The following is a 13,509-nucleotide window of genomic DNA, read 5'->3' on the forward strand; positions in this document are numbered from 1 at the left end:
TTTCAATCTTTTGTAAATAACCCTTTAATATCTTTCTTAATATCGATATAGTTTAATTCTTTTTTGAAAATGAAAAATGTTTCTATGGTTATGAGTATATTATTAAAGTCTTTGCCTTTTTTCGTGCTGATGCTTATTTATTCACTATTTAATAATGCAGTAGCTTTCGCTTCTGTAACTTGGCATTCATACTGTTCAAATATATCATCAGACACTGTTGATCATCATATCAATTCTTTAGAAGTTACTAATTATACTGTCAAAATTCCGGATAATTCCAATGTTTTCCTGAATAGCAAACAGTTAATGGTAAACCAGAGCGGTAAAACCTTGTCCAAAGATCAGTTGCAAAGAGTTACCAATATCACATCGACCGGATTGTTGACCGTATTTCTGAAATATCAAATCAATTCCTGTAACAAAAATTACTATACTGATTCTATTACACCTATATTAAAACAACTTAAACAAAACGAACAACTTACCATTATATGGCGAAACATTTTAATAAAAAATTTAAACAATGCCTACAAAGCTGATGAAATACGGTTGCAAGTTCAAAATATCGCTGACAATGTAAATTTGAAACTGTTTTTTTCAGGTCTGAATGAAATAAACCCCTCTCAAAAATCAAACCTTTTCCTTCCACGAGAAGGCATTTTGAATCTGAATACCCCTACAAAATATTATCCCCTAATTTTAGCCGCCGCGAGTGGCAATAATGAGGATAAATTTTATGACCTGTCATTACCATTAAAAATCAATAACTTAATGATGCAGAACAATTTAACCCATATTACTGCGTATGGAAACGCCTTACTTGACCGAGAGCTCAACTTCCAATCGGCAAAAGGTAAAATCACTGTAAGCAATATGGAAAAATTGATTGCAAACAGTGGTTCTACCCGTATAAATAATCTAAAGACAGCATTGATTTTGGCTAAATTTGCCGGACGTTCTGTCGGAAACAATAATCTTGAATGGGATATAAACTGGCAGGGAAATCTGTTCAAGGTTAATAATGTTCCCATTCCCGTATGGTAATTTAAACAAAGAATATGAATTAAACAGTAACCTGATTAATGGGTTTGATACCATACTGATTATTTTCTGAACCGGGAAAACTTGCCATAACAAGAAAAATAATCTGAATTAAAAAATTGAGGTATAGATAGGGTAAGGGAATAATCATCAACAAAACCCACCAACCTGACAAATTAAGATCATGCAGGCGACGTATGAACAGTACAAATGATGGAAAGATCGTTAATAAAAAAAATGTTAAAAAAAATAGATGGATATCACAATAATAATAATGAAAAGTCACTCTGTAAATCAAATGAAAATATTCATCTATACAAAATAAAAAATATAGAATTAGACTATTTAAAACTGCAAAACACCAAAAACCTGATCTGCTTGTCCTGCCACTGAAATAAAAATAATGAAGTATAGCATCCCACCAATTCGATATAAAAATTGAAATCACCCGACCCAATCGAATATTATGCATCTTCATTATTTTATTTATTTCTCAAAAAAAAGCGAAACCATGGCTTCCCATGACTGCACCAATGATTGTAATGAAACTGATGGTTAATAAAAACCAGTGTAATCTCTGAACCTTAACATATACCTTATCGGGTTGTTGCTGGCCACTATCCCCTAATTTTTTATTGAGTATAAAGGGTTCAATTACAAATAACATGGTTGTAAAGATTAACCACACCAAAAACATGGCATGCATCCACCAAAATTCTATATGCTCAAATCGATTCCATATTTGCATTCGCCATACCATGTAAAACCCGGATAATCCGGCTATCAAAGTTGTAAAACGAGCTTGTGTAGCAAAACGGCTTTCAATACGATGAAATATAGACAATCGTTCGCTGGATGAAAAATTTTTACGAATGGTTGGTAGAAGAACCGTTGTCACCATACATACCCCACCTATCCAAATTACAATTGCCAATACATGTAAAGCCCGCGCCAAAATTAAATCTGACATCTTGTTTCTCTTGAATTAATTAATATGTATATTTTTTACATCAATTTAATTTGAAAAAAATAAAAGTGCAATTATAATTTGCAAGGTAATAATATAAATAGCGAAATTTAATGTTCAAAACTTTGCAATAGCAAAGAAAATGCCTGTGTAAAATTGTTTCGATTGGGGTATCTCAGATAATATCCTGAAAAAGAGGGACAGTATTCAGATAAAACATGTACAAGATGTTTTTGCTGAATGGCGTGATAAACCTCTTTCAAGGGTATATAGGCAAAACCAAAACCATCCAGTGTGGCCTGTATGACCTGGGTTAGGGTATTACAAGAAAATTGACCTTCCATATGGATTATTTGTGTATTACCCTTTACAACAAATTCCCAATCATACTGATTTTGCATAAAAGAAAGAAAGTAGTTTATAGATTGATGTTTGAGCAAATCATGCGGCGTTTTTGGAATTTTTTTATCTTGTAAATATAATGGTGACGCGACAACCGCTATTTGGACAGGTGCGCTAATTTTTATTGATAAGAAATCTTTGTCTACAACTTCGCCAAGGCTTATTTTTGCATCATATTTTCCATGAATTTCTTTTTGAAGATTGGAAGAAACCTCTACATTAAATTTTATATCAGGATAATGTCGCAAAAAATTTCGCAAATGAGGCCATACAACAAAGTTTGCAGCATGTTCATCTGTTAAAAGATTGATATTTCCAAAAGGCCTTTTTTTCAAATCAATAATCTTGCCAAGCTCTTCAACAATTTCCTCTAATCTCGGCGCAATATTTTTCAATAAAATCTCACCAAGCTTGGTTGGCTCTACACTTCGTGTAGTACGGGATAATAATTGCACATCCAGATTTTTTTCAAGATTTCGCATGGTATGACTTAATGCGGATTGGGATACACCTAATTTTGATGCTGCCTTTGTAAAACTTCTTTCTTTAGCAATTGTTAAAAAAACCAAAAGATCATTGACATTTTTTTGCAACATAATCTAATTTCTCTACTTAACTTTATTTATTTCTTAAAAAAACATTTAAATTACGTAACATTATCATTGGATTAAAAAATATTCAATGATTTTAATAAATTATGTCTTATTAATAAATAAATTCATGAATGCTTCAAAATGTCATTTCTAGCTAAATTCAGTCTGCTTAATTTAGGAAATGACGTTTTATTATCGGTAAATTTCAACAAGCTTGTTTAATAAGAATTGACAACGCTGAATCCGTTTTGCAAACGGGGTTTCTCGCAAATATATCAATTTACCATCAGGACGCAATCTCACAGACTGATCTTTAATACCGGCTATCCATTGTACTAATCCTTCAGGATTTTTGAATTGATTGTTAAAAAACTGAACAACAACCCCTTTCGGTCCAGCCTCAATGCGATTAACACCAACTTTTTTACAAAGTTTTTTCAGTTTCATTACATGAAGCAGATTGCTTACTTCTTCAGGCAAGGTCCCAAAACGATCTATCAATTCCACTTGCATGGCTTCAATATCATCATGATTTTCCAGATTGCCTATTCGTCGATATAAACCCAATCTTACTGATAGATCCGTCACATAGGTTTCCGGGATCAGAACAGGTAATCCCAAAGTGATATTGGGTGTCCAATCCTGATTTTCCAATAACTGATTATTTTTTTCTGCACGGAGGCTTGCTACTGTTTCTTCAAGCATCTTCTGGTATAGCTCAACGCCAACTTCCCGAATATGACCAGACTGTTCTTCTCCCAGCAGATTACCCGCCCCTCTCAAATCCAAATCGTGAGATGCCAAAGTGAATCCTGCCCCAAGATTATCCAGTGACTGCATTATTTCCAGTCGCTTTTCAGAATTCTTTGAAAGAAAATGATGCTGTGGCCATGTCAAATACGCATATCCACGCTGTTTTCCCCGTCCCACACGACCTCTCAATTGATATAACTGACCTAATCCAAAATGATCAGCCTTATAGATTATCAGTGTATTGACAGTTGGCATGTCCAGTCCACTTTCAACAATATTGGTCGAAAGCAATACATCATATTTACCTTCATTGAATTCAGTCATCACCCGTTCAAGTTCTGTAGGGGATAACCTCCCATGAGCTTGTACCAACCGTAAATCTGGAACTATATCCAAAAGTTGATCTTGCAGGTTTTGCAAATCCTGAACACGTGGTGCAACACAGAATATTTGCCCCCCTCTGAATCGCTCCCTTTGAATAGCCTCTCGAATAACGATACGATCAAAGGGCATGATAAAAGTTCTAACAGCCAAACGATCAATTGGAGGCGTTGCGATTAGACTTATCTCTCGCATTCCAGTCAATGATAATTGCAACGTCCTTGGTAATGGGGTGGCAGATAATGTCAATACATGAATATCTTCACGCAAGGTTTTCAATTTCTCTTTGTGCGCAACACCAAAATGCTGTTCTTCATCTATAATAAGCATACCCAAATTTGCAAACTTGATCGTCTTGGCTAGTAAAGCATGTGTACCAATCACTATATTGACATTGCCATCTGCCAATTCCTTTTTGATCTGTGCCGCATTTTTTGATGTCACCATTCTGGAAAGTTGGGCAATTTTTACCGGAAATCCCTCAAAACGTTTCACAAAGGTTTGATAATGTTGACGTGCCAATAGGGTTGTCGGTACCACAACCGCCACCTGGCCTCCATTCATGGCCACAATAAAAGTGGCACGTAATGCCACTTCTGTCTTACCAAAACCAACATCCCCACAAATCAAACGATCCATGGGACGTCCGGAAGCAAGATCCTGAATAATATCAGCAACAGCCCTTGCCTGATCATCCGTTTCAATAAAGGGAAACCGTGCACAGAACTCCTCCCACAATCCTTCAGGAGGGGTCTCGATCGTCGCTTCCTGCATCAAGCGGGCCGCGGCTGTTTTCAATAACTCACCAGCCATGTCCCGAATACGAGCCTTCATTGTGGCTTTACGTTTTTGCCATGCAGGACTTCCCAGTTTATCCAGAGCAACACCCGTTTGATCAGATCCATAACGGCTCAATAACTCAATATTTTCGATAGGTAAGAATAATTTTTCATCACCATGATAAACAAGTGCCAGACAATCGTGTGGCGCAGCACCTATTTCCAGATTAACCAGTCCTTGATAACGACCAATCCCATATTCCTGATGTACAATAAGATCTCCCTCGCTAATTTCAGAAGCTTCTGAAATGAACTGCTCGGCTTTTTTCCGTTTTCTATGTGGACGTGAAATTCTTTCCCCTAACAAGTCGGCTTCAGAAACAAGAATGAAATCATCGGCAACAAATCCGCGATCCAAACCAAAAGTCAATAATCCAACAGAAGCTTCCCTGAAATTTTTAACTTCTTGCCACCCTTCCAGTTTCTGAACGGCGATTTTGTGTTCTTTCAATAATGTAGCGATGCGCTCTCTTGATCCGTTTGTCCAGCCGGCAACCAATGTTTTCCGTCCAGATGAATACCATTCCCTGAATCTTGACTTGAACATATCAAAAACATTATCGGCTTCGACTGTCAGATTACTTTTAGCAAAAACTATACCTGGCCTTCCCCCTGCATCCATTCCACTGGATCCGTCAGGCATTGCAAAAGGATAAAAATACACCCCTTTATATCGCGTGATTATATGATGCCATTCAGATTGAGTAAGATATAGCAAATCAGGTGGTAAGGGACGATATACAACTTCGTCATTTCTTACTGGCTGTTTGCGGGCTTCATAATGATCAGCAATCATTTCCAGTCTTGGTTGCAATGCCTCCTCGGCCTGATATGAAAAAGACAGTTTAACATCAGAAACATAATCAAAAAACGTTTCCATCTTATCATGAAAAAGAGGTAACCAATGTTCAAGTCCTTGAACCATTCGGCCTTCCGAAACGGCTTCATAAATTGGATCACTCATTGATCCCTGACCAAACAGTTCTCGCCATTTCGTACGAAACCTTGATATGCTTTCCTCATCCAGAGAATAAACTGCGGTAGGTCTTAAAACAAGTTCTGTAACTTTCCGAGTTGAGCGTTGCGTAATCGGATCAAAACAGCGAATTGAATCTATCTCATCTCCGAATAAATCCAAGCGGACAGGCTCTTCTTCCCCAGCCAGGAAAATATCAAATAAACTACCCCTCAAGGCAAATTCACCCGGTTCCATAACTGTATCCGTACGATTGTATCCCTGCGCAACAAGAAGTTCGACTAAAAATTCCTGATCCAGACTTTCACCTTGTTTAAGGGTCAAAGCACGTCCTGCAAAGACTGATCTAGGTGCTATTTTTTGTAACAGTGCGGGTATTGTCGTCAATATGATCCTTGGCCCGGTCAAGGGTTCAAGTAATTGCGTCAATGTTGCTACCTGTTCCGAGGTTATTGCCTTGTTCGGGGATACACGGTCATAAGGCAAACAATCCCAGGCAGGAAAATTCAAAACATTTAATTGAGGTGCGATATAATAGAGTAAATCAGCCAACCGGTTCATATCTATATCATTCCGTGCAACATGAACCAGAACATGGTTATCTTTTTGATAACATTCCTGAGCAATTTTACTTAATAAAAAGGCATCATATCCCTCGGGAGCTCCCCATATCGGCAAAAAATTTTTAAATTGCTTTTTTGAGGCTCCCCCCATGCGATTTCTCCTTAATGTTTATTCGGTTTATTTTGTTGAGCAAAATGATATAGCGAAAGAAAAACAGGACTCTCAATTTTTTTTGGGTAAGGCTCGAAACCTGTCAACCATAACATCAGATCTGTATCAGCCAATTCCATTATTTTTTCAAAATCCTCAATTTCAATAATTGTCATTGATGGTACATTCATCATCGCAAACTGACCGATGATTAAGTCAGCCTCGAAGGTCCCTCTATGAGTTGCACGATAAATCAGTCTGCGTTTTCGTGCCTCAAGTGAACTTATATTTTCTTTTTGCTCTACCATTTAACATATCCTATACTGATATCTAAATTTAAACAATTCTACACTCTCATAACCAAAATAATCATGAGTCCCCCCTCTATTCCACCTTCCCTTTATCTTTCCATAAAACCTATATTGTCCCCCTTATCCAGTCTTAAAGGTATAGGTCCGAAATTGAGCAAGTTAATGACCCATGCAATTGGTGGTGAGCGAATTATTGATTTACTCTTTCATTTGCCCACTTCAATAATTGACCGACGATATCGCCCCAAATTGCAAAATGCAATCCCTGGAAAAATAGTTACACTTCAAATAGAAATTACCCATATTGAAAAACCCCGTCATCATAAACAACCCTGGCGTATATTTGTTAACGATGGCAGTGCTAAAGCTGAAATGATATTTTTTTCATCGTGGCAAGCAAAAAAACTGACCCTTAATACAATATTTGTTGTTTCAGGTCTTTTAGAAAATAAAAATAACAAACTGATTATAACCAATCCACATTATATTGAACCTATATATAACCAACAGGCCATTCCATTAATCGAACCTGTATGGCCCTTAACAGCAGGCCTTTTCCCAAAAAATCTTTCAAAAGCTTTACGCCTGGCATTAAACCTATGTCCCGAATTGCCCGAATGGATCAATCCTTCCCTTTTACATCAACACCATTGGCCAAGTTTTAAAGAAGCGCTTCATTTGCTACATTTTCCAGGAGATTTCCCCACTTTTTTTGAAAATCAAACCTATGAAGCTGTTGAAAGTCGGGCACGTTCCCGTTTGGCATTTGATGAGTTATTCGCGGAACAATTAGCCATTATAAAAATAAAACATACAAATCAGTTAACCACAGGAAAATCCCTGATTGGTGATAATCATCTTATTTGCCACGCTTTACAAAAATTCGGATATTCACTGACATTTTCCCAAAGACAGGCATTCAGGGAAATTCAGACAGATATGGAACGCCCTTATCGCATGCTAAGATTATTACAGGGAGATGTCGGTTCCGGTAAAACCATTATTGCTATAATGGCCGCCTTACAGGCTGTTGAAGCGGGATTCCAAAGTGTTATTATGGCACCCACTGAAATTCTTGCCAGACAACATTATGAAACCTTTATGAAACTTGCTCCTGTTGAAATTTCATTTTTAAGCAGTTCCATAAAAGGAATAGCTCGCAAGGAAACCCTCGATAAAATTAAAACCGGAAAAACAAAAATTGCTATCGGTACACATGCCTTGTTTCAGGAACAAGTTGTTTTTCATAACCTGGCGCTTGTCATTATTGACGAACAACATCGTTTCGGTGTTGAACAACGCATTAGACTGGGGGAAAAGGGGGAAAATACAGATACACTTGTAATGACAGCAACCCCTATTCCAAGAACCCTTTTACTGACAAGATGGGGAGAATTGCAGGTTAGTCATCTTACAGAAAAACCTGCAAATCGTAAACCTATACATACCACGCTACATGCATTAAGCAAAATTGATAAAATCTTGGAGGGTATCAAAAGAGCCATTCAAAAAGGTTGTCAAATATTCTGGGTCTGTCCTCTAGTTGAAGAAAGCGAGGTTATGGATCTGGCTGCAGTCAAAGATCGTTACATGAGCCTACAGCATTATTTTGGTATCGAGAATGTAGGCCTAGCGCATGGCCAACAAGATACCGGCGAAAGACAAGCTGAACTTGATAAATTTGCACACAATAAAACCAAAATACTAGTTGCCACCACAGTCATCGAGGTTGGCGTCAATATTCCCAATGCTAACATCATGGTTATTGAACATGCAGAACGTTTTGGTCTTGCACAATTGCATCAATTACGTGGGCGTGTTGGAAGAGGAGAAAAACAGTCATACTGTCTTCTTTTACATGATGATAAAATTAGTTATATAGCGAAAAAAAGATTATCCCTCATACGAGACACAGAGAATGGCTTCCTGATAGCTGATGAGGATTTCAGGATACGGGGCGGCGGAGAGGTAACAGGTCGTAGACAATCCGGTTTACCCAATTTTAAAATGGTCAATGAAATCATGTTGGATCATTGGATTAATACAGCCTGGAAAGCTGCTGAATACTGGTATAACAAAGAGGCTCAGACCTCCATTGATGAAAAAACGTCAATACAAGTTTTACTCATGTTATTTGAAAAAAATAATATTCAAAACCTTATCAAAGCAGGATGATATCCAGAATAGCATCACAATAATAAAAAAAAACAATTTTCAATAAATTATAATTTGTAATTCAAAAAATCTGAAGAAACATCATTTTAAGATAATTAAATTAACATAAATTTATTCTTCAATTATTGAAATAATTTCATATTTAATTTGCCACAAATCAATAATATTATAACATATTGACAAATATTTCCTTTCTCTTTTTTATATTTTCATTTATTTCAAAAAAATTAAAGTTTTATAAAATGATTTCAAATAATTTAATTTTAAAACAAGATTTCCGTTCATTTGAAAAAATATCAAAGCAAAAAAAAATTTGTATTTCATCCCCTGCCATTTTATCTCTTCCCCAAAATTTTAATACTATAACAGGTAAAAGGGATTTCATGCGTGGGTTGTCTTATTATAACGTAAGATCAAATCCTAAAAAAAATGATCAAATAACTTTACCTCTTACGTATTTGACTCTATTTACCCTTAAAAACGCATATTTTATCGTTTTCCCGGGACTGGACGGAGTAATCGTAACATCCGAAGGATATATCGTTGATGAACCTTCTTGTTTTTTAATAAAACAACAATTGCCACCCAGTGAAAATCATTCTGGCTTTTTATTTCCAGACATTGAACAAAAGTCCAGTTTAGATAATGTTTTTGTGGGTTTTGACGCTGCTTGCTTTAATTATTATCATTGGTTATTGTATGGAATCTCCAAAACACAATTAGCCAATTCCATATTGCCACCTGATACAATTCTTGCCTTACCATCTGAACATAGCCTATTCAACAATCGGCAATGTGCTTTCTCACCAACAACTTATGTTCAAAGCCTTGAATATAGTGGATTGATTAATCGTGCCACTTTTATGAATTATGGTATTTATCCTGTAAAAAATCTGCATTTTTTCTGGCATAATCCCCTGATGCCGGAATTATATCTAACATTTGATGAAATTTATACCTTATTCGATACAATCCAGCCCCCTGTCAATGCTTCATTACCCAAACGTTTTTACATTTCAAGGGAACATCATCCAAATCCTCGAATTAGTTTTGATGAACAGCGTATTATTGATAAAGTTTTGAATGAGAAATCAATTGAAAAAGTGTTTCTTGAAAACATGGATTTTGCTGCACAAGTCAATCTTTTTCGTCAGGCTGATCTGATTATCGCCCCTCATGGTGCAGCTTTAGCAAATATGGTCTTTGCAAAAAAAGATACAGCTCTATTGGAGTTAAATAGAAAACTGGATAACCAAAATCATCTGCGTAATTGTTTCTATCTTCTTACCGCAGTTAAAAAGCAACGTTATGGTTGCATAAATTTAAGTGATCAACCTTTAACAGAAAATGATTTATCCAGTGCGATAAATCAATTGATAAATTAGAATTCCTTCATCTGATCATTAAATGCAATATTAACAAACAAAAATCAAGGTAAGGTAAATTAAGAAATATTATAATATTTTAACAGTTCACCCTTTAGGAAAAATTTTTTCCGCAGTTTAATAAATCCCCCCAATGATTAATAAACCCAATATTCTCAATTATGATTCAGTTTTCAGATATCGCATAAGTAACGCATATTCGAGAGAAAGATTTTTCTGGACAGGAATATAGACAATATGACTATTTCCTGGTGCGATTTTAATGGCTTCCCCTTTCGTGTTTTCCATTTTTTCTAAAGTAAAGCTAACATTTCCGCCAGGAGTCATTATTTCTAGTTGATCACCAATTTCAAAACGGTTTTTAACCGCGATTTCGGCAAGGCCATCCCTGAAATTACCAGTGAATTCACCAGCAAATTGCTGTTTAACCGAAATTGATGAACCTGTTTCATAATTTTGATATTCATTATGTTTATGTCGACTTAAAAAACCTTCAGTATATCCACGATGAGCCAGAGATTCCAAACTTGTCATCAAATTCATATCAAATGGCCGACCTGCCAAGGCATCGTCAATTGCCTTGCGATATATTTGAGCAGTACGGGCACAATAATAATGAGATTTTGTTCTCCCTTCAATTTTAAGGGAATAAACACCAATATTAACCAACTTTTCAACATGCTGAATTGCTCTCAGATCCTTCGAATTCATGATATAAGTGCCATGTTCATCCTCAAAGGCTGTCATCTCCTCATCAGGGCGTTTTTCTTCGCGCAGAATGAAAACTTTATCTGTTGTCTCCCCTTCACCCAAGGTAGGTGGAACATCACCAGATTTACAACATGTTTCAGATTGGTTTTTATTGACAATTTCTCCCAATTCATTTTCACTTGCCTCTTCAACATCATATTTCCAGCGACAAGAGTTTGTACATGTTCCCTGATTGGCATCACGGTGATTAATATATCCCGACAATAGACACCGACCTGAATAAGCCATGCAAAGGGCCCCATGCACAAATACCTCCAATTCGATATCTGGAACATGTTGATGAATTTCTTCAATTTCCTTGAGGGAAAGCTCACGTGACAAGATAACCCGTGTTAATCCCATCTCTTTCCAAAATTTAACCGTGGCCCAATTAACAGCATTGGCCTGGACGGATAAATGTATGGCCATTTGAGGAAAATGTTGCCTCACCATCATAATTAGTCCAGGGTCAGACATGATCAAAGCATCAGGTCCCATGGTAACAACAGGCTCCAAATCTTTGATAAATGTCTTTAACTTTGCATTATGAGGTGCAATATTAACCACCACATAGAAAGATTTTCCTTGAGCATGTGCCTCATCAATACCGATTTTAAGATTTTGGTGATTGAATTCATTATTGCGAACTCGCAGACTGTAACGTGGCTGTCCTGCATAGACCGCATCTGCACCGTATGCGAATGCATATCGCATGGCTTTTAACGTACCGGCTGGACTTAAAAGTTCTGTTTTCAAAGATTGACGCATAACAAGGTAAAACTTTAATGAAATAAAAAAGCCTTTTTAACAAAGCCAAGAAATTTTTCAACCTTTTAAAAAAGCTATATGAAGATAAAATTATTTATCTTCATAATTTAATTTATCTAGGCAAGAGAACATGCCTCCGTTAACCGTCTGACCACTCTTTCTCGCCCAATCAGCGGTAAAAGCCCTCTCATCTCCGGCCCTTTATCCTCTCGTGTTAATGCCAGACGCAATGGATGAAAAAGAGATTTTCCCTTTCGACCACTAACCTCTTTCAAAATATTGGTCCATTGGCTCCAGGTCTCTTGCCCCCAAGGTTCAGTTGGCAAACATTCCAAGGCCAGATGAAGATATGATTTATCTTCATCCGCAACTTCAGGAATAATATCCTCATGAACCAAATCCCACCAATATCGCGTTTCAGACAATATATCGATATTGGGTCGGACAATATTCCAGAATTCTTCTGTAACAGCTTCAGGCAATCGATCTCTGACTTCTGAAAATTCCATTGTATGCAAACACTTTTTATTCAATGCCAACATTTGTTGAATATCGAACCTTGCTGGTGAACGCGAATATGAGGATAAATCATAATCCTTTGCCAATTCGTCAACAGACAACAATTGTGGATCTCTTGATGTCCCCAATCTTGCCAGATAGGAAACCACAGCTTTTGCCTCCAATCCATCCTCGCGTAATCGGCGCAAAGAGATACTTCCCAATCGTTTTGAAAGCTTACCCCCATCCTCGTCAAGCAGTAACGGTAGATGTGCAAACTGGATGGTATTTGGATGATCAGTCAATGCCTCAATCAAATCCAGTTGAACACCTGTATTTGTCACATGATCCTCACCCCGGATAATATGCGTAATGCCACTTTCAAGATCATCGACAACTGATGCCAAAGTATATAAAACGGTACCATCCGCCTTGATCATGACTGGATCGGAAATGGAGGATAATTTGACGTGACAGTCACCCATAACCAAGTCTTTCCATTTCATTTCACGCCCAGAAAGCATGAAGCGCCAATGAGGTTTTTTTCCGTTTGCCTCTGCCTCTTTTCGTTGTTCAGACGTAAGCTTAAGCATTGCCCGATCATAAATAGGAGGCTTATTTTGCCGACGACGCAACTCTCTCTTAAAATCAAGCTCCTGTTTAGTTTCAAAGCATGGATACAGACGCCCAGACTGTTTTAATTTTTCTATTGCCAATTGATAACGATCCATACGTTCAGATTGACGCATGAATTCATCCCAGCCAATCCCAAACCATTTTAATGCCTGATATATTTCCCGAACATATTCCTCCTTGGAGCGTTCAACATCCGTATCATCAATACGCAACATAAAGGTTCCACCATGATGACGGGCATAAAGTGCATTAGCAACTGCTAGACGGGCATTTCCTACATGCATTAAACCAGTAGGACTTGGGGCAAAACGTAATTTCAT

General features: G+C 37.0%; 10 protein-coding genes. 3 read left to right on the forward strand and 7 right to left on the reverse strand.

Going from position 1 to position 13,509, the window contains the following annotated elements:
- The first annotated feature begins 90 nt into the window (after positions 1-90).
- Positions 91-1,044 (forward strand): hypothetical protein, encoded by a 954-nt coding sequence (locus H3T44_RS01895; RefSeq protein WP_155568266.1) that lies wholly within the window; start codon positions 91-93, stop codon positions 1,042-1,044.
- A 19-nt stretch (positions 1,045-1,063) separates the two neighbouring features.
- On the opposite strand, the gene H3T44_RS01900 is transcribed toward H3T44_RS01895, so the two are convergent.
- From H3T44_RS01900 to H3T44_RS01920, 5 genes are all read right to left on the reverse strand, one after another.
- A complete protein-coding gene (locus H3T44_RS01900) occupies positions 1,064-1,519 on the reverse strand; it encodes a DUF805 domain-containing protein (protein ID WP_198195788.1) in 456 nt (151 codons plus the stop codon).
- A 15-nt stretch (positions 1,520-1,534) separates the two neighbouring features.
- Entirely contained in the window at positions 1,535-2,011 is a 477-nt protein-coding gene (locus tag H3T44_RS01905) for a hypothetical protein (protein ID WP_155568268.1), read from the reverse strand.
- Between the two features lie 107 nt (positions 2,012-2,118).
- Entirely contained in the window at positions 2,119-3,006 is an 888-nt protein-coding gene (locus H3T44_RS01910) for a LysR family transcriptional regulator (protein ID WP_122123776.1), read from the reverse strand.
- A 189-nt stretch (positions 3,007-3,195) separates the two neighbouring features.
- A complete protein-coding gene (gene mfd / locus H3T44_RS01915; RefSeq protein WP_198195790.1) occupies positions 3,196-6,666 on the reverse strand; it encodes a transcription-repair coupling factor in 3,471 nt (1,156 codons plus the stop codon).
- A gap of 11 nt (positions 6,667-6,677) precedes the next feature.
- On the reverse strand, positions 6,678-6,974 hold the full coding sequence (locus H3T44_RS01920) for a succinate dehydrogenase assembly factor 2 (RefSeq protein ID WP_155568270.1): 297 nt from the start codon (positions 6,972-6,974) through the stop codon (positions 6,678-6,680).
- A 63-nt stretch (positions 6,975-7,037) separates the two neighbouring features.
- On the opposite strand from H3T44_RS01920, the gene recG reads away from it, so the two are divergent.
- Positions 7,038-9,152 carry an ATP-dependent DNA helicase RecG gene (gene recG / locus H3T44_RS01925; protein ID WP_198195792.1) on the forward strand — a complete coding sequence of 705 codons (2,115 nt, stop codon included), beginning with the start codon at positions 7,038-7,040 and terminating at the stop codon, positions 9,150-9,152.
- Between the two features lie 383 nt (positions 9,153-9,535).
- A complete protein-coding gene (locus tag H3T44_RS01930; RefSeq protein WP_198195794.1) occupies positions 9,536-10,537 on the forward strand; it encodes a DUF563 domain-containing protein in 1,002 nt (333 codons plus the stop codon).
- A 159-nt stretch (positions 10,538-10,696) separates the two neighbouring features.
- Here H3T44_RS01930 and yegQ read toward each other — a convergent pair whose 3' ends face one another.
- Both yegQ and gltX read right to left on the reverse strand, forming a co-directional pair.
- Entirely contained in the window at positions 10,697-12,055 is a 1,359-nt protein-coding gene (yegQ, locus tag H3T44_RS01935) for a tRNA 5-hydroxyuridine modification protein YegQ (RefSeq protein WP_198184636.1), read from the reverse strand.
- A 116-nt stretch (positions 12,056-12,171) separates the two neighbouring features.
- Positions 12,172-13,509, reverse strand: a complete 1,338-nt coding sequence (gltX, locus tag H3T44_RS01940; RefSeq protein ID WP_198195796.1) for a glutamate--tRNA ligase — start codon at positions 13,507-13,509, stop codon at positions 12,172-12,174.

Source organism: Commensalibacter sp. M0355, from assembly GCF_016101365.1.
GTDB classification, from domain to species: Bacteria; Pseudomonadota; Alphaproteobacteria; order Acetobacterales; family Acetobacteraceae; genus Commensalibacter; species Commensalibacter melissae.

What these genes read in the sequence shown, in the direction of transcription:
- H3T44_RS01895 (WP_155568266.1), top strand. Translation starts at nt 91, where the DNA reads ATGAGTATATTATTAAAGTCTTTGCCTTTTTTCGTGCTGATGCTTATT.
- H3T44_RS01900 (WP_198195788.1), bottom strand. Translation starts at nt 1,519, where the DNA reads ATGAAGATGCATAATATTCGATTGGGTCGGGTGATTTCAATTTTTATA.
- H3T44_RS01905 (WP_155568268.1), bottom strand. Translation starts at nt 2,011, where the DNA reads ATGTCAGATTTAATTTTGGCGCGGGCTTTACATGTATTGGCAATTGTA.
- H3T44_RS01910 (WP_122123776.1), bottom strand. Translation starts at nt 3,006, where the DNA reads ATGTTGCAAAAAAATGTCAATGATCTTTTGGTTTTTTTAACAATTGCT.
- mfd (WP_198195790.1), bottom strand. Translation starts at nt 6,666, where the DNA reads ATGGGGGGAGCCTCAAAAAAGCAATTTAAAAATTTTTTGCCGATATGG.
- H3T44_RS01920 (WP_155568270.1), bottom strand. Translation starts at nt 6,974, where the DNA reads ATGGTAGAGCAAAAAGAAAATATAAGTTCACTTGAGGCACGAAAACGC.
- recG (WP_198195792.1), top strand. Translation starts at nt 7,038, where the DNA reads ATGAGTCCCCCCTCTATTCCACCTTCCCTTTATCTTTCCATAAAACCT.
- H3T44_RS01930 (WP_198195794.1), top strand. Translation starts at nt 9,536, where the DNA reads ATGCGTGGGTTGTCTTATTATAACGTAAGATCAAATCCTAAAAAAAAT.
- yegQ (WP_198184636.1), bottom strand. Translation starts at nt 12,055, where the DNA reads ATGCGTCAATCTTTGAAAACAGAACTTTTAAGTCCAGCCGGTACGTTA.
- gltX (WP_198195796.1), bottom strand. Translation starts at nt 13,509, where the DNA reads ATGAAATTACGTTTTGCCCCAAGTCCTACTGGTTTAATGCATGTAGGA.